Here is a 15,154-nt window from a genome sequence, read left to right as displayed (position 1 = left end):
TCGGTCGCCCCCGACGGGCGGCCGGGCGGCCGGCGCGGCGTCAGTAGCTGCCCAGGAGGCTGCGCACCCTGCGCAGCGTCTCCGGTCCGGCGTCGCTGTGCCAGCGGGTCGGGTCGGCGGGGCGGCGTCCTCACAGCAGCAGGACGCGTACGGCCGCGTCGCTCTCGATCGTGGCGGGGCCCTCGGGGCGGCGAGCCGGATGCTGCTGCCGTCGGCGTCGGAGGTCACGACGATGTCGTCGGTGCCCGGCGTGCGCAGCCGGCCCTCGACCCGGTCGCCGGGTCCCAGGTCCAGCCTGGCGTGGCCCTTTTTCAGCAGCGGGCGGCCGACCGAGACCACACTGTGTTCCGTCATCCAGTGCTCGTTCAGCGCCTGTACGGCCGTCCGGTCGTCGCCGGTGAGGTCCCAGCGATGCGGGATGAGCTCCTCACGCATGTGTTCCGCGAAGAACGGCGCCTTGAACGGACCGGCCCGTCCACATCACCTCCGTGTCCGGGGAGAGGTCCTGTGCGGCGGCCGCGGCCACCTCGGTGAGCCGTTCGCAGCGGTTCAGGAACGTCACCCAGAGCTCGGCGTCGGACAGGCGCCGGAACGGTTCCTCACGGTCGAAGCCCCTGGTCTCCACGGGCGACCGGTCGAGGAACGCCTGCAGCACCCGGGCCAGTTCCTCGGCGTTGCCCGTCTGGTGGACAAGGACGTCACGCACCGTCCACGCCTCGCACCAGGTGCCGTCGTCGGGGCGCTGTTCCCGGACCGGATCCGCGCGCTCGTCGCCATCTCCGCCGGCTGCTCCACCCACCTCCCCGACAGCGAGGTCCCCTGTCCGCCGGCTCATGCCCACGGGTACGAGTGGTACACGGTCACGGCCATGGGTCACGGCCCGGGGCCGGGCGGCGGGGGCGCGGCCGACCAGGACATCATCGAGGACCCTCACGTGGCCACCGCGACGGCGGCGGCGCCGGACTCGAGAAGGCGTCGCCCGGGGGCGCTGTGGGTGGCGACGGACAGCAGAAGTCCGAGGCGATGGCACACACGGTCGGCCAGCAGCACGACGCCGACCACGGGATCGGCTGCCGCCGGCTCGTCGAGGACGATCAGGGGAGGCCGGCCGGTAACTTTGCAGCAGGTCGCTGATGCTCGTGAGCAGGGTGGACCGCCCGCCGGTGCCGGGGTTGTCGTGCACCGTGATGACGAGCACCTCGTGCCGAAGCGAGTGGGAAAGCATCACGGCCCCCGCCTCCCTTCCCGTGGCGGATCGGAACCGGCTCCGAGTACCCCGGAGCCGGTTGCGAGCTGCGCCATGCGCCCCATGATCCCGCCCGGCCCGCCCGCACCGAGCCACGCCGACCGGAAGCGCCGTACAGCCGAACTGCTCGGACGTGCGCGGCCTGTGGCCGAGTGGTGCAATGGCGGGAGGCGTGAGCATGAGCTCGGTCGCCGTGCCGCGGTCGGATCCATCTCCCGCGAGGGAACACGTGCTGCGGGCCGAGCCGCCGGTCCCGGTCCATGCGGGGCCACGTCCCGGGGGACCGACCGTCCTTCAGCGACCTGGCCCGTGCCCCGGCCGCACCGGCCGGCCGCCACTCGGGACGACAGCTCTGCGGGACGGCCGAGGCGGATGAGGAGGAGCTCCCGATGACCTCGCACCAGCAGCCCTTACCCGCGCCTCCCACGGCACCGCAGTCGCTGTCCGAAGCCGCCTTCCGCGACCTGTACCGCCGGCTGCGGGACCAGGCCCTGGACGGCGGCGGGCAACGGCGCGGCGCGCTGGACCGGCTGACGCCCGAGCGCGTGGTGGCGGCCGCCGCCGAGGTCCGGTGCGGGCGCACCGTGTCGTTGTCCGCGCCCGTCGAGACGCGCTCCGGTCCGGACAGCCCGGAGCCCGCGTCCCACCGGATGACGGCTCCCACACACCGGGAGCCCGCCGAACCCGGGCTCGCTTTCGCCCGTGACCGGTTCGCCATGAACGTGCACGGTGATGTCGACAGCCACCTCGACGCGCTGTGCCACGTGATCTTCGACGGCGAACTGTACGGCGGCGTCCCGTCGAGCACCGTGACACCGGACGGGGCCGGAGCGCTCACCCTCGATCTGGTGCGAGACGGCATCGTCGGCCGGGGCGTCCTGCTGGACATCCCGCGCCTGCGCGGGGTGCCCTGGCTCGAACCCGGCGCCCAGGTGACCGCCGAGGACCTCGTCGCGGCCGAGACCGCCCAGCGGACCACGGTCGGCCCGGGTGACCTGCTGTTCGTGCGCGTAGGACACCGCCTGCGGCGCCGTGACCTCGGGCCGTGGGACGTGACGCGGGCGCGGGCGGGCCTGCATCCGACGGCGATGCACTTCGTGGCCGACCGGCGGGTGTCCGTCCTGGGATCGGACGGCAACAGCGACGCCGCACCGAGTGCGGTCGCCGAGGTCGCGTTCCCCGTGCACGTGCTGGCGGTCAACGCCCTGGGGCTGCACCTGCTGGACTACCTGGACCTCGAGGAACTGGTGGGGGTGTGCGAGGAGCAGGGGCGCCGGCACTTCCTGTGCGTGGTCGCCCCGCTGCGGCTCCCGGCGGCGACCGGCTCTCCGGTGAACCCGATCGCCGTTCTGTGACCGTGCCGGTGTGCGGCCCCCTCCGAGTGCCGTAGCCCTGCACGACGCGTACGTTCGAAGGGGGCAAGAGCCGCAACGGCCCCGCAGACCACGCGAGCACGAGCAAGGACGGTGGTTGCCGTGGACGCCCTGCCTTCGTACGACGTCATCGTGATCGGTACCGGGGCCGGAGGCGGCACCCTGACCCACCGCCTCGCCCCGTCCGGCAAACGCGTGCTCGTCCTCGAACGCGGCGACTACCTGCGGCGCGAACGCGACAACTGGGACTCCACCGCCGTGTTCGTCAAGGCCAAGTACCGGGCCCCGGAGTTCTGGCTCGACAGGCACGGCAACGAGTTCCCGCCCGAAGTGAACTACTACGTCGGCGGAAACACCAAGTTCTACGGCGCGGCGCTGTTCCGGCTGCGCCCTGAGGACTTCGGGGAACTGCGCCACCACGACGGCATCTCGCCGGCCTGGCCCCTCGGTTACGACGACCTGGAGCCGTACTACACCCAGGCGGAGCACCTCTACCTGGTGCACGGCCGGCACGGTGAGGATCCCCGGGAAGGGCCGTACAGTGCGCAGTACGCCTACCCGCCGGTCGAACACGAGCCGCGCATCCAGCAGTTGAGCACCGACCTGGAGAAGCGGGGGCTGCACCCCTTCCACCTGCCGATCGGGGTCAACCTCACCCAGGACGCGCTCGGCCGGGCCACCCACTCCAGCGTCTGCATCCGCTGCAACCGGGTGGACGGCTTCCCGTGTCTGGTGCGCGCCAAGTCCGACGCCCAGGTGATCTGTGTGGAGCCGGCACTGGAGCACCCCAACGTGGAGATGATCACCAACGCGCGGGTGACGCGGCTGGAGACCGATGCCACCGGGCGCAGCGTGACCACTGTCGTGGCCCGGCTCTCCGACGAGGAGGAGGCCCGGTTCTCGGCGGACATCGTGGTCGTGGCCTGCGGGGCCGTCAACTCCGCCGCCCTGCTGCTCGCTTCGGCCAACGACCGGCATCCGCGCGGGCTGGCGAACGGCTCGGACGTCGTCGGCCGGCACTACATGCGCCACAACAACCTCGCGCTGATGGCCGTTTCGAAGGAACCCAACGACACCCAGTTCCAGAAGACCCTGGCCCTGCACGACTGGTACCTGGGCGCGGACGACTGGGAGTACCCGCTCGGCGGGATCCAGATGCTCGGCAAGTCGGACGCCGAGCAGATCCACGGCGAGGCCCCGCGCTGGGCCGGAGCGGTGGCGCCGGACATGCCGTTCGAGGTCCTCGCCCATCACGCCGTCGACTTCTGGCTGTGCGGGGAGGACCTGCCGCAGCCGGACAACCGGGTGACCCTGGAAGCCGACGGCCGGATCCGGCTCACCCTCGACGAGGGCAACAACATCGCCGGCCTGAGGCGACTGCGGCACAAACTGCAGCACATGCTCGGCCATCTGGGCATGCACGAGCACCGGCTGCTGTCCCACAGCATCTACCTGCACAAGGGCATGCCGATCGGCGCCACCGCGCACCAGGCCGGCACGGTGCGCTTCGGCACCGACCCGGCGTCCTCGGCCCTGGACGTCAACTGCAAGGCCCACGACCTGGACAACCTCTACGTCGTCGACACCAGCTTCTTCCCGAGCATCGGCGCGGTGAATCCGTCCCTGACGGCCATCGCCAACGCCCTCCGCGTGGGCGACCACCTGACGGAACGGCTGGGCTGACCACCGCCGTCCGGACTCCGCCGCCCCGGTGACGCCGCCCGGACTCCGACGACCGGGCGAAGCTCCTCAGCCGGGCAGCGCAACGCGGTCCGCCCCCGGATGCCGCCGTCCCGCACCGGTGCTTGCCTGATGCCTGGACCTCTGGGCGACGGGCCCGGCGGATGCGGGCACGCAGTGGAGGAGCAGGACATCGTGAGTTCCACCGAGGGGGCGCCCCAGGTCGTGATCCCCGCCCACCTGCTGAAGGGCCAGAAGGCACTGGTGACCGGCGCGAACTCCGGAATCGGCAGGGCGACGGCCGTCGCCCTGGGCCGCGCGGGCGCCGATGTCGTGGTCAACTACGTGGCCGGCCGCGAGGACGCCGAGAAGGTGGTCGAGGAGATCACCCGATTCGGGGTCCGGGCGGCCGCCTACGAGGCGGACGTGTCCGACGAGCAGCAGGTCCGCGCCATGACGGACCGGATGGTCCAGGAGTTCGGCACGATCGACATCCTGGTCGCCAACGCGGGACTGCAGCGGGACGCGTCGGTCACGGACATGACCCTCGCCCAGTGGCAGAAGGTCCTGGACGTCAACCTCACCGGGCAGTTCCTGTGCGCGCGTGAGGCGACCAAGGAGTTCCTGCGGCGCGGTGTCGTCCCGGAGGTTTCCTGCTCCGCCGGGAAGATCATCTGCATGAGCTCGGTCCACCAGATCATCCCCTGGTCCGGTCACGTCAACTACGCCTCGTCCAAGGGCGGCGTGCAGATGCTGATGACGACGCTCGCCCAGGAACTCGCCCCCCAGCGCATCCGGGTGAACGCGGTCGCCCCCGGAGCCATCAAGACGCCCATCAACCGCAACGCCTGGGAGACGGCCGAGGCCCAGCAGGATCTCCTGCGGCTGATCCCGTACAAGCGCATCGGCGACCCCGAGGACATCGCCCACGCCGTCGTCGCCCTCGCTTCCGACCTCATGGACTACGTCGTCGGCACGACCCTGTACGTCGACGGCGGGATGACCCTCTTCCCCGGCTTCGCCACCGGCGGCTGACCACCCCACCCGTGTCGGCCCCCGGAGAGACATCCCATGCACACGGTCCTGCTGCTGGCGGACGTACCGTCGCAGACGCTGCCGGCCAGATCGATGATGGCCTTCACCCTGGCCTCCCACATCATCCTGGTGCCCCTGGGCGTGGCGCTGCCGCTGATCACGCTCGTCATGCACGGCTACGGTCTGCGCCGTGACGACGCCACCGCCCTGCTGCTGGCCCGGCGGTGGTCGGCCGTCATGGCGGTCCAGTTCGCGATCGGCGTGGTCACCGGCACCGTGCTGTCCTTCGAGTTCGGGCTGCTGTGGCCGGGCATGATGGGCCGGTGGGGCGACGTCTTCGGCATCGGGTTCGGTGTCGAGGCATGGGCGTTCTTCCTGGAGGCCGTGCTCATCGCGATCTACCTCTACGGCTGGCGAAGGCTCCCCTCCCGGGCCCAATTCCTGCTCGGACTGCCCCTGCCTTTCACGGCCCTGCTCGGCGCCTTCGGCATCCTGGCCGCCAACTCGTGGATGAACACCCCGCGGGGCTTCACCCTCGACGCCGCGGGCAACCCGGTCGACGTGAAGATCTGGCAGGCGGTCTTCACCCCCATGTTCGGCCCGCAGTAATGGCATTTCGTCGTGGCGATGTTCGTGAGCTCGTCATCCCCGCGGTCGCCCTGCTGTACTGGGTGGACACCCATGGCGAGCTGGAGGGCCTCACCGACGCCGACCTGCGGCGCGGCGGCGCCGGTGACCAGGGCTGACCTCGCGGCCGGCGCATGTCCGGGCGCACCTGCGGTGGGCGCCGCCCCCACAGCGGAGCACCGGTGAGCGAGGACGACATCCTGCTGGGCACCGGCCCGACCGACGTCGTCCGTTCCGGAAACCTCCTGGGCCCCGCCTTCTCCCGCCCGTGCTCCTCGGCCCCGCACCGCCGGCGGGGTGAACCGGGCCCGGACTACCGCCCGTCGAGCGACGCGTTGAGGGTGAGGGCCGCGTCGATGAGGGCGAGATGCGTGAACGCCTGGGGGAAGTTGCCCAGTTGAGCTCCGTGCCGTCCTCCGCGGCGAAGGCCGCTCCGTTCGGAGTGATGTGCAACTCGTGCTTCGTGCGCCCGTAGTCGAACTGCGGGGCGGTCTCCACCTGGAACGTCATGCTGCCGCGCACACAGCGGACCAGACGCACCAGCCGGTGGCGGGAGGTGGTCGTCGTACCGGTCACGGGCATGAAGTCGAGCACCTCGCCGGCACCCGCCTCGGTCATGAACCGGGTCACCAGGACCGCCGTGTCGGGCAGGTACAACTGCTTGGTCGCATGGGTCCGGTGCGCCGGCCGGACCGTGCAGTGCCCCGAAGGCATTCGGCGATTCGAAGCGGGCAGGGGAGCAGAACCAGTCGACCACGCGGTCGGTGCTGACGAGCGCCGCGGTCTGCACATCGCCGATGAGACCGTGGTTCTCGATCAGTGGGTAGTCGACCATCCGGGCGCCCCTTTCGGTGTGCGATTCACCCGGACGCACCCCCCGATCAGCCTAAGGCGCGGGTCCTGCTCGGGCTCGTCGACCGGGATGCGCTTGCTGTGCGCCGGTCGCCGTCGTCGAGCGCTGAGTTCGGTCCAGGGACGGTCCTCACCGTGCGGGTCCCTCGGACCTGGCGAATAGTGAAGGAAGGGCGACGTCCCCGGCAACACCCGTACCTCGGGAGGCCCTATGCCTTCTTCACGCTCACTGGCCGCGCTCATCGGCGTCACGTTGTTCGGCCTCGCGCTCAGCGCCTGCCAGGACCAGGCGTCCGGTCAGGTGGTGGCGCGAAACGGAGTCAGGCTCGTGGAGACGGTCTCCAACCCGTCGATCGACAGATGTCACCGTTTCCCCGAGGGCGTGACCCACGTCAACAATCAGACGCAGAGCAGCTTGCTCCTGTACACGACACCGGACTGCACCGTACCGGCGGGTGGGCAGAGCGTCTATCTGGACATCGGAGCGGCGGACCAGGTCGTCAGGGCCACCGGCCTGTGGCACAGCTTCTCCTTCGCTCCGGAGTGACGACCGCTCCGGAGTGACGACGCGGGCTCAACGGTTCCACCCCGGTTCCAGGCTGTCGAGGAGGGCGTGGAAGGCCCTGCCGGCCCGATCCCAGTGACCGTCCGCCAGAGGGGCGATCAGGAGGCCGAGTGAGGCGTCTGCCAGGAGGGTGGCCTGTGTCCGGGCTCGGTCCTGGCTCATGCCGAGGTCACGGAGGACCGAGGTGAGCAGGCCCGTCCACTCGGTGACGATGTCGCGCATGACGGGCCCGTAGCGGTCCGGGTGAAGCACGCTGGCACTCATGATCTCGAGGTACAGAGGGAGTGCGGCGCGTACGTCGGGATCGCTGAACTGGCGCCACACCTCCTCCATGAAGCGGCGCAGCCCCGTGGCGTCCGTGGGCGAGCCGACGGTCTCCAGCAGGTCGCGCGTGCGCAGCAGGGGCCGGCGCTCGTAGAGGGCGAGCGCCTCGGCGACCATCCGTTCCTTGGTGCCGAAGTAGTACAGGAGCATGCGGTCGCTGGTCCCCAGGGCCTGGGCCAGAGGGCGCAGCGAGAGGTCCGCCAGGCCGTGGCTCAGCACGTACGCGCGGACTTTGTCGAGAAGGTCGCGGCGCTTGGCCGGATCGGGCGGGCGAGGCATGGGGGCTCCTGGGGGCGTGAGGGCGGGATTCCCGGCCTTCCTTTTATTTGTTTTTGGTGAGGTATTTACTGTAGCGCCCGCTACGTCTATGTTTGAGGTGTAGCGACTGCTACATGTAAGGGTCTGGCGCCTGCCGGGCACATCCATCCGGCGGACCGTCCGGCCGCCGGCCCAGAAGGGACTGATCCCCATGGCCGCCCAGGCCGTCGGCTGCCCCATCGCCTTTCGCAGGGAGGAGCGGTCCTCGCGTACCGCCATGCCCTCGTGGCTCGCCAGGCAGTGGGCTCTGTGGTCCCGCATGCTCGCCCCGCTGCGCCCGCTGGACGCGCCGCGCGGCCGCGCCACCGCCTGGGACGCCTCCTGGCCCCTGCAGCGGGAGCTGACCTCCGCGGGCCGGGCCCGGCACCTGGTGACCGCGCAGCTGAGCGACTGGGCCCTGGACGACCTGGCCGACACCGCCGAACTGCTGGTCAGCGAACTGGTCACCAACGCCCTGCGTCACACCCGCGGCCCGCTCAGGCTCAACCTGCGGCTGCGCCACTCCCGCCTGCTGTGCGAGGTCGAGGACACCGAGTCCGCCGGCCCTGCGCGCAACGTGCCCGACGCGGACGCGGAGGGTGGCCGTGGCATCGAACTCCTCGAGCTGCTCGCGGATGCCTGGGGCAGCACCCGGACGGGCACCGGCAAGACCATGTGGTTCGAGCTGCGCGCCGAGGACCGTCCGCGGGAGTAGGCGCCGGCGGGGAGACCCCGATGGGCGGCTGCCGCGTACACCCGCCGGGAAGATCACCGGGCGTGTGCTCGGGGCCGAGCCGGCCGAGCGGTGAGGGGCACCTGAGCACCGCCGCACGTGTCCACCGTCTGCGACGTGGCCGAGATGTGTCGACCAGGGCCGCGGCATGGCGCAGGAGCGGGTGGAGCCGGCGAGGAGGGGACCGGGACGGCCGGGGCAGGAACATGTCACCGCGGCGATGTACCGGCGCCGGCCCACCGAGCAGGACCTCGTCATCGCCGCCGCCGAATCGCGGATCGGGCCGCTCAGCGTGGTCTTCCGGATGATCGGTGAGCAGCGGTTGCCGGACGAGATTCGTCGAGTCAGTGGTGGACATGATCGGCCGGGCGGTCGACGGCCGGCCGTGACACACGACTGACGCGGGCCGCCTGTGGCGCGCACCGACCCCGGGTAGCTCTTCTCAGTGGCTGACACGCCATCAGAGAACCTGGCATGCGGCCGGAATCAACGCTGAGAAGCCTGAGGAAAGCGGTACTTTGCGTATCAGGGTCTCCCGCAGTGGCGCCCTGGGGCCAGGTTGAGCAGCGTGGACCTGCCGCAGCCGGAGGCTCCCAGGAGGGTGACGGACTCGCCCGGTGCGACATCGAGCGTGGTCGTCACCTCCTGGGAACTCATCGGTCCGGCTGCCGCTACTTGGTGCCGAGACCGGCGTCGTCGACCTTGTCCTTGCCCTCGGCCTTGAGGACCTTGTCGAGCAGCGTGAGATCGTAGATGCCCTTCAGGTCGGGCTTGTCCAGCAGGCCGGCCGTCACCGCGTGCTCCGCCTCGGTGTTGAGAGTCGAGGCCAGCGGGTCGTCGAGGAAGGTGATGGACTTCCAGGCCGGGTCGATGACGTCCGCGGGCAGCGCCTTGCCCGACAGCTTCTCCAGCGCCGTGTTGGCGGACGCCTTCGCCTTCTCCGGATTGGCGTTGATCCACTCATTGGTCTTCACCGAACCGCGCAGCACGGCCTCGACGACGTCCGGGTGCTGCTTGAGGAAGTCCTGCCGCACCACGATGTTCGTGATCACGAACTTCTTGGCGGGCCACAGCGACGACTCGTCGAGCAGCACCTTCGCGCCCTCGGCGACCAGCTTGGAGGCGGTCGGCTCGGGCACCCAGGCGCCGTCGATGGAGCCGGACTTGTAGGCGTCCGGAGTGATCTTGTTGTCGGTTCGGACGACGGAGACGTCGCCCTTGCCGCTCTGGGCGTCGACCTTCCAGCCCTGGCCGGCGATCCAGTTGAGGAACGCGACGTCCTGGGTGTTGCCGAGCTGCGGCGTGGCGATCTTCTTGCCCTTGACGTCGTTCAAGGACTTGATCTTCTTCGGGTTCACGACCAGCTTCACGCCGCCGGAGGCGGAACCGCCGATGATCCGCAGGTTCTTGCCGCCGGACTTCGTGTAGCCGTTGATGGCGGGGGAGGGGCCGATCCAGCCGATGTCGATGGAGCCGGCGTTGAGCGCCTCGATCTCGGAGGGGCCGGCGTTGAAGGTGGCGGTCTTGACCGTGGTGCCGCCGAGCTCCTTCTGGAAGAAGCCCTCCTGTACGCCCACGAGAGCGGTGGCGTGCGTGAGATTGGGGAAGTAGCCGATCTTCACTTCGTCGGTGGAGAGCTTCTTGGCACCCGCCGCGACCGCGGTCTTCTTCCCGTCGTCAGTGGACTTGGAACCGTACCCGCAGGCGGTCAGCAGGACGGGGAGTGCTGCTATGACGGCGATCGTGCGCAGGGTGGTGAGCGGTCTTGCGGCAGACACGTGGGTGTCCTCTCAGGGATGGGATGATCAGGGAGGTACGGCACAGCGAGGCGGGGGGCTACGGGCGGGCACCTCTGCCCGGCTCGCCGACCCGCAGCAGCCGGAATGCCGTCTCGGGTCGGCGAGAGAATCGTGGGGGACGGTGTTGCGCCTCCGTCACAGCCGTGCCGCGCCTCGGGCATGCGGCTGGGGAATGCGGGCGGTGCTGTCGGGCGACGGTGACCAGCCCGCCGAAGCCGGCGGGACGGTGGCGGAGCACCGGGTCTTCTGTGCGGTGCCCGCAGGTTGTGCGGAGGCTCAGACAGGCCGACACATGGCGCTGGACGTGCGGCCGAAGTCGATGTGGCGACGCGAGGTCAGCAGGGGCAGCAGCAGGAGTGCGCGGTCCAGTGATCGCATGACCTCACCCCGCATTCCCTAGTTTTCCTACTTGGCTGGTAGGGATCGTGGCAGAAGGCGGCGCCCACCCCAAGAGGGTATTCGCATGATGGACGCCGATATCTTGCATTCTGAGACAGGGCGAAACGGCTCAGCGTGTCAGGGGTTCACCCACGCTCCTGGCGCGTCGCTCAACGCCGATACTTCAGCGGGCAGTCGGGCGGCTGCGACGTCGGCCAGCGACACGCCATCGAGGATCTCGCGCACGTTGGACCGCAAGGCGATCCACAAGGGCAGCAGCGACTCGGCCGGGCCGGTGTAGGACAGTTCCGGAGGGCGGACCCCACGCACCGAGACGAGCGGTCCGTCCACGACGCGGATGACGTCGGCGATGCTGATGGACTCGGCGGGCCTGGCCAGACGGTAGCCGCCGTTGCCGCCGCGCTGGCTGAGGACGAGACCGCCCCGGCGCATGTCGTTCAGGATGCTTTCGAGGAACTTGTGCGGGATGTCCTGAGCGTCGGCGATGGCCTCGGCCTTCATCGGCCCGTCGTCCCGTGACGCGGCGAGCTGCAGCGCGGCACGCACCGCGTAGTCCGCCCTGGCTGAGATCCGCATGCGCCCATTATCCCGTACGGCCTCGGCCGGCATCCGCTGTGGGCAGGCTGGGGGACGGGGGTGTAGTGGCAGGCGTCGTCGCCCTTGATGATCTGGCCGAGGCGGTGGTGCCGCTGGTGGTTCCGGTCCGCGCACACCCGTTGCCTTGCTCCTGAGTCTGTCGCAACCAGCCGGTTGGCGGGGCGGGCCAGGCCCCGGCGCTCTGGGGCGGCGACCGGTGACGGTCAGACAGGCAGGACGAACGGCGGATGCGCCCCGTTGAGGAAGTAGTCCCCCACATCCCGGAGCCGGGGAGTGACGGGCTCGTACAGGGTGTGGGTCCGGGCGTTGCGCCAGAAGCGGTCGAAGCCCAGCCGCGAGGATGCGGAGCGGGCGCCGACGATGTCGAGAGCGCGGGCGGTGGATTCCTGCGCGGCCCGGGAGGCGGCGGCTTCGGCCATGGCCACGAGGACGGAGATGTCCGCGTACTCGTCGTAGGTGAGGTCTTCACCGCGGGTCAGCCCGCGGCGCACGGCGTCCAGCGCCTGATCGGCGAGTGCGGACGCGGAGCGGGTGAGCACGGTGAGCTCCCCGTAGGCGGCCAGCACCTGCGGGTCCTGGGGAGAGTCGCCCGGCCAGGCCGGGTGCCGGGACGAGCGGCTCGCCCGGCTGTACTCCCGGGCTTCGTCGAGTACTCCCTCGGCCATGCCGAGACGGAGCTGGACGGAGAGGAGACGCCCGACCGGAGAGGCCAGAGCAGCGAGGGGAGACAGGATGTCCTCGTCCGCGGACAGGGAACCGAGTACGTCGTCGGCGGCAACGGGTACGGCGTCGAACTCCACGCTTCCGCCGGCCGCGAGGCGCTGGCCGAAGGTATCGGCGTCGCCATCTATGCCGACCCCGTGGTGGGCGGGATCGACGACGACGGCGAGTGGTTCGCCGGTGTCGGCCCGCACGGCCCGTACGGCGAGGCGGTCGGCGACCAGGACGCCGGTGGAGTAGCTCTGCCGACCGTTGAGAACATGGCCGCCGCGAGCCCGGGTCAACGTCAGAGGGGATTCCTGACGGGCCAGACCGCCACCCCACCACCACTGCTCCGTCGCGTACTGTCGCTCCAGCCGAGCGGCGCGGGAGGGCTCGGTGAGAAACCGGGCGCTCCACGACAGGAAGTAGTGACAGCCGAGCAGTTGACCGATCGCGCCGTCGGCTGCGGCGATCTCACGGACCACGGCGTAGGCCGTGGGCCAGTCCGCTCCGCCTCCCCCCGACTCGGCCGGTATGAGGAGCGTCAGCAGTCCCGCCTCGCGCAGGCGGAACACCTCGTCGAACGGGACCTTGCCTGCCTGCTCCCGGGCCGCTGCGTCCGTGGCCAGGTCGTCCGCCGTCTCGCGGGCCACGCGCAGCCAGTGCGCACGGCCTGGCCCGTTCCGGCCGGACTCCGAAGCGGGGCCGGACGGCGCAGTGGCAACGCCCATGGCGATGATCTCCTCAAGGTCGGTGGCAGGAAGGGGTGTTGGGGTGCTGGGCAGGCACGTACCTGTAGTCCACGCGCCGTACCGTGACGATCCGGTGCCGGTGAGCTGCGCCCAGCCTGTGGCGCAGGCGAGCGATAGGGACATCCACGGAGCGGCCGTCACCGATGTGGTCGTAGCCCCCTGTGCCGACCGTCAGCTGCTCGCGTGCGTGGCCGTGCACGTCCTTCGCGAAAGGCTCGGTGGAGGCGGTGGTCTGGGCTGGAAGTGCCGTGGTCATGGCGGTCGTCCTTCGGAAGTACGTCGGGACCTCAGGTGCGGCGGACGTGGCTCGCCTGATCGCCCGGGACGGGCGGGGAGGAGCGGAGCGGCAGGCTGCTACGTGTCAGCCGTGTGCCTTACGCACGACAGCAGGCGGCGCTGACGACGTGACCAAAGTCGACATGCCGACGACGAACGAGTCGTTGCTGCGCGGGGGACATGTGCCTCATCCTGCGCACCGCGCTGGGGGGACGTCAACGCTTCCCTAGTAATCCGATAGGAAATGTAGGGAACGCCACACCGTCGACGGGCTCACCGGTCGCCGTGCACCGCCGGGCGGACCTTGGGTGCGGTCGCCCTCTCCCACCGGGCGCGAAGTTCGACCCCACGCGTCTTGAGTCCTTGCAGAGGCGTGGGGGGCAGGCTACGGGCGGAGCCGCGCGCGTAGTGGCGCTCGACGTAGAACTGTCCCGCGCTGAGCACGGTCGTGACGGCGAGGTACCAGAGGGTGGCGACCATCAACAGCGGGATGACCTGGTAGGTCTGGTTGTAGACCAGTTGCACGGAGTACAGCAGGTCGTGCACGGCCAGCACGCTGACGATGCTGGTGCCCTTCAGCGTGCCGATCAGCATGTTCCCGGCGGCCGGCACGATGGAGCGCATCGCCTGCGGAATGACGATCCGGCGCAGGGTGCGCAGTCTGCCGATGCCGAGAGCCTGGGAAGCCTCCGTCTGGCCGGCTTCCACCGAGAGGATGCCGCCGCGTACCACCTCGGCGGCGTAGGCGGCTTCGTGCAGGGTCAGCCCGATGACGGCGGTGAGGGTGGGGCCCAGGAGGTTGACGGTTTTGACGGTGACGAACTGATGCCCGAAGGGGATGCCGAGGCCGAGCGTCGGGTAGAGGGCGCCGATGTTGAACCAGAACAGCAGCTGCACCAGCAGCGGGGTGGACCGGAAGATCCACACATAGCCCCAACTCAGCGTACGCAGAACCGGATTGGCGGACAGCCGCATCACGGCCAAGGGAGTGCCGAGCAGGAAGCCGAGCACCATCACCACTCCGGTCAGCCAGAGGGTGAGCAGGAGCCCGTCGAGCACGGCGGCGGTGGTGAAGTACCGGCCGACCACATCCCACTGGAAGGCGCGGTTGCGGACCACGGAGTTGACCGCCACTGCGAAGACCAGCAGCGCCCCGCCGGCCGTCAGCCGGCGGCCGAGGTGCCGGCGCGGCACGATGCGCGGCAGGTCGTCGGCGGGGACCGGGCCGGGGGCTGCCAGGCGTACATCGGGTGGGACGGATGCCGGGAGGCGGGAGGAATCGGTGGTGTCGGACGTTGAAACCATCAGGAGTCTCTCCAGGGGAGGGAGGCGCGGACGCCGGTGACCACACGAGCCCACACGTTCATCGGGATGCGCGCAGAGACGGCGCGGGTACGGGGCATGCGGCCCGGTTTCGGCGTCATCACGGCGGCCGCGCCCCTCAACGCGGCCGGTGCGGCCGCCACACGTGGCGGAGCCGGGCCGTCCTCGATCGTATGGGGCCACAGCGCGCAGGTGTCAACCGCGCAGGATGTGCTCAACGCCCGTCCGGCATCCGGGCCGTAGTTGACGAGACGCGAGATGTACTGCTCAATTAATCACATGAACGCCGAGCAGCGCCTGGTCACCCGTGGCCACATCGACTTCGGTCGGGTGTGGTCCGCCGCGTGTTGCGTCTGAAGCGGCAGCGGGCTGTCTGATCGGCCCTTCCCTCCCTCGGCCACCCCGTCGTGGGCCGAACTCCTCCCTTCGTAGCACCGTCGCACGCCCGCTCTGACACGCGCTGAACCCGCGTGGACGGTCCTACGAGACGTAGGACACGCGCTGCCACCGTCCTGCCCCTGCCTCGCCGAGGTCCATTGCCCGGCGTCGTCACACTTGCTCACCCCTCTCCCAG

15 protein-coding genes and 2 pseudogenes are annotated in these 15,154 nt (G+C 70.3%); 7 read left to right on the top strand and 10 right to left on the bottom strand.

The window, feature by feature from the left end:
* Positions 1–427 precede the first annotated feature (427 nt).
* Complete coding sequence (locus ABT288_RS28970; RefSeq protein ID WP_351613659.1) at positions 428–799, bottom strand: maleylpyruvate isomerase N-terminal domain-containing protein; 372 nt, start codon at positions 797–799, stop codon at positions 428–430.
* 836 nt (positions 800–1,635) lie between these two features.
* On the opposite strand from ABT288_RS28970, the gene ABT288_RS28965 reads away from it, so the two are divergent.
* From ABT288_RS28965 to ABT288_RS28945, 5 genes and pseudogenes are all read left to right on the top strand, one after another.
* A complete protein-coding gene (locus ABT288_RS28965; protein WP_351613656.1) occupies positions 1,636–2,601 on the top strand; it encodes a cyclase family protein in 966 nt (321 codons plus the stop codon).
* A 111-nt stretch (positions 2,602–2,712) separates the two neighbouring features.
* Positions 2,713–4,302: a GMC oxidoreductase gene (locus tag ABT288_RS28960; protein WP_351613654.1), complete on the top strand. Its 1,590-nt coding sequence runs from the start codon at positions 2,713–2,715 to the stop codon at positions 4,300–4,302.
* A 192-nt stretch (positions 4,303–4,494) separates the two neighbouring features.
* Entirely contained in the window at positions 4,495–5,334 is an 840-nt protein-coding gene (locus tag ABT288_RS28955; protein ID WP_351613651.1) for an SDR family oxidoreductase, read from the top strand.
* Between the two features lie 36 nt (positions 5,335–5,370).
* A pseudogene (locus ABT288_RS28950) lies at positions 5,371–5,940 on the top strand (cytochrome ubiquinol oxidase subunit I); the annotation flags it as partial.
* A gap of 2 nt (positions 5,941–5,942) precedes the next feature.
* On the top strand, positions 5,943–6,080 hold the full coding sequence (locus tag ABT288_RS28945; RefSeq protein WP_351613649.1) for a hypothetical protein: 138 nt from the start codon (positions 5,943–5,945) through the stop codon (positions 6,078–6,080).
* Here ABT288_RS28945 and ABT288_RS28940 read toward each other — a convergent pair.
* Complete coding sequence (locus ABT288_RS28940) at positions 6,034–6,675, bottom strand: trehalase-like domain-containing protein (RefSeq protein ID WP_351613647.1); 642 nt, start codon at positions 6,673–6,675, stop codon at positions 6,034–6,036. The two genes, ABT288_RS28945 and ABT288_RS28940, sit on opposite strands and share 47 nt — an antisense overlap.
* A 349-nt stretch (positions 6,676–7,024) precedes the next feature.
* Between ABT288_RS28940 and ABT288_RS28935 the strand changes: the two genes are divergently transcribed.
* Positions 7,025–7,360: a hypothetical protein gene (locus ABT288_RS28935; RefSeq protein ID WP_351613645.1), complete on the top strand. Its 336-nt coding sequence runs from the start codon at positions 7,025–7,027 to the stop codon at positions 7,358–7,360.
* A 27-nt stretch (positions 7,361–7,387) separates the two neighbouring features.
* Here the strand turns inward: ABT288_RS28935 and ABT288_RS28930 are convergent, their stop codons facing one another.
* On the bottom strand, positions 7,388–7,981 hold the full coding sequence (locus tag ABT288_RS28930; RefSeq protein ID WP_351613643.1) for a TetR/AcrR family transcriptional regulator: 594 nt from the start codon (positions 7,979–7,981) through the stop codon (positions 7,388–7,390).
* 190 nt (positions 7,982–8,171) lie between these two features.
* Between ABT288_RS28930 and ABT288_RS28925 the strand changes: the two genes are divergently transcribed.
* Complete coding sequence (locus ABT288_RS28925; RefSeq protein ID WP_351613641.1) at positions 8,172–8,714, top strand: ATP-binding protein; 543 nt, start codon at positions 8,172–8,174, stop codon at positions 8,712–8,714.
* Between the two features lie 564 nt (positions 8,715–9,278).
* On the opposite strand, the pseudogene ABT288_RS28920 reads toward ABT288_RS28925, so the two are convergent.
* From ABT288_RS28920 to ABT288_RS28890, 7 genes and pseudogenes are all read right to left on the bottom strand, one after another.
* Positions 9,279–9,398 (bottom strand): annotated as a pseudogene (locus tag ABT288_RS28920) (ATP-binding cassette domain-containing protein); the annotation flags it as partial.
* A 5-nt stretch (positions 9,399–9,403) separates the two neighbouring features.
* Positions 9,404–10,510: an aliphatic sulfonate ABC transporter substrate-binding protein gene (locus ABT288_RS28915; RefSeq protein WP_351613639.1), complete on the bottom strand. Its 1,107-nt coding sequence runs from the start codon at positions 10,508–10,510 to the stop codon at positions 9,404–9,406.
* 297 nt (positions 10,511–10,807) lie between these two features.
* On the bottom strand, positions 10,808–10,909 hold the full coding sequence (locus ABT288_RS28910) for a putative leader peptide (RefSeq protein ID WP_351613636.1): 102 nt from the start codon (positions 10,907–10,909) through the stop codon (positions 10,808–10,810).
* A 138-nt stretch (positions 10,910–11,047) separates the two neighbouring features.
* The gene (locus tag ABT288_RS28905) at positions 11,048–11,506 is read right to left on the bottom strand and encodes an RrF2 family transcriptional regulator (protein WP_351613634.1); all 459 of its coding nucleotides are present in this window, start codon (positions 11,504–11,506) and stop codon (positions 11,048–11,050) included.
* Positions 11,507–11,730: 224 nt separating this feature from the next.
* A complete protein-coding gene (locus tag ABT288_RS28900; protein ID WP_351613631.1) occupies positions 11,731–12,960 on the bottom strand; it encodes an acyl-CoA dehydrogenase family protein in 1,230 nt (409 codons plus the stop codon).
* Between the two features lie 13 nt (positions 12,961–12,973).
* Positions 12,974–13,237, bottom strand: a complete 264-nt coding sequence (locus tag ABT288_RS28895; protein ID WP_502972848.1) for a winged helix-turn-helix domain-containing protein — start codon at positions 13,235–13,237, stop codon at positions 12,974–12,976.
* 293 nt (positions 13,238–13,530) lie between these two features.
* Positions 13,531–14,562: an amino acid ABC transporter permease gene (locus ABT288_RS28890; protein ID WP_351613629.1), complete on the bottom strand. Its 1,032-nt coding sequence runs from the start codon at positions 14,560–14,562 to the stop codon at positions 13,531–13,533.
* Positions 14,563–15,154: the final 592 nt, after the last annotated feature.

Source organism: Streptomyces sp. NPDC001093 (genome assembly GCF_040298985.1).
Lineage (GTDB): Bacteria > Actinomycetota > Actinomycetes > Streptomycetales > Streptomycetaceae > Streptomyces.
The sequence above is the reverse complement of the archived record's forward strand: the minus strand, read 5'-3'. Positions and strand labels throughout refer to the sequence as shown.